The 1,295-nt window shown below is 68.6% G+C and carries 1 pseudogene; it reads left to right on the top strand.

The features are described 5' to 3' along the window. Window positions 1–1,295 (top strand): annotated as a pseudogene (locus ENZ74_RS32065) (calcium-binding protein); the annotation flags it as partial.

Below are 1,295 nucleotides of genomic sequence, written 5' to 3'. Positions count from 1 at the left end.
AGCGGCAACAACAACAAGGCGATCGGACAAGGCTCCGTGGCGCTGGGCAACGGCTCGACCGCCGGTGCGGCCGGCCTCGCGGGCAATGTCGCGCTCGGCAATGGCGCCTCGGCAGCAGCGAGTTCCGGCGATGTCGCGCTCGGCTCTGGCTCGGTGACCGCGACGGCGGTCGGCACGGCCAGTGGGGTGGTCAACGGCACGACCTACGCCTTCCAGGGCACCAACCCGACCTCGACGGTCAGCATCGGCGCGCCCGGTGCGGAGCGCACCATCACCAATCTGGCGGCGGGGCGGATCAGCGCGCTCTCGACCGACGCGATCAACGGCTCGCAGCTCTTCGCCACCAATCAGGCCGTCGACGCCATTGGCGCCGTCGTCAACAACATCAATGTCGGCGGCATCAAGTATTTCCACGCCAATTCGACGGCGGCGGATTCGTCGGCGACGGGTGCGGAATCGGTTGCGATCGGACCTCTCTCGACTGCGGCAGGGGCGAACGCCATCGCGGCCGGCAACAATGCGAGTGCCTCCGGCCTCGACGCAACGGCGTTTGGATACATATCCAAGGCCTCGGGCGACTTCAGCACCGCCGTCGGACCGAATGCCAACGCGACAGGCTTGTCCAGCACCGCGGTCGGCCAGAACGCGTTTGCTACCGCCGGGCAAGCGACCGCTCTCGGCAAGCAAGCGAATGCCAGCGCCGCGGATGCGGTCGCGTTGGGACCCAACGCCACAGCCGGCAACGCAGGCGCCGTGGCGCTCGGCTCCGGCAGTGTCACCGACGTCGCCGTCGGCACGCCCAGCGCGGTGATCAACGGCACGACCTACGCCTTCCAGGGCACTACTCCGACCTCGACGGTCAGCATCGGCGCGGCCGGTGCGGAACGCACCATCACCAATGTCGCCGCGGGGCGGATCAGCTCGACGTCGACCGATGCGATCAACGGTTCGCAGCTCGCCGCCACCAACCAGGCCGTCGACGCCATCGGCGCCGTCGTCAACAACATCAATGTCGGCGGCGGCATCAAGTATTTCCATGCCAACTCGACGGCGGCGGACTCTTCGGCGACGGGCACGGACTCGGTCGCGATCGGACCCGTCGCGACCGCAACGGGGACGAACGCCATCGCGGCCGGTGTCAATTCGAGCGCCTCCGACGCCAACGCCTCGGCCATCGGCAGCGGCGCCGTCGCATCGGCGCTCGACGCAACGGCGATGGGCTACATATCCAAGGCCTCGGGCCAATTCGCCACCGCCGTCGGCGCCAACGCCAATGCCACAGGCCTGTCCAGCAC

This window comes from Mesorhizobium sp. M7A.F.Ca.CA.002.15.2.1 (genome assembly GCF_003998715.1).
Lineage (GTDB): Bacteria > Pseudomonadota > Alphaproteobacteria > Rhizobiales > Rhizobiaceae > Mesorhizobium > Mesorhizobium ciceri.
Note: the sequence above shows the minus strand (reverse complement) of the source record. Positions and strands in the feature narration are given on the sequence as shown.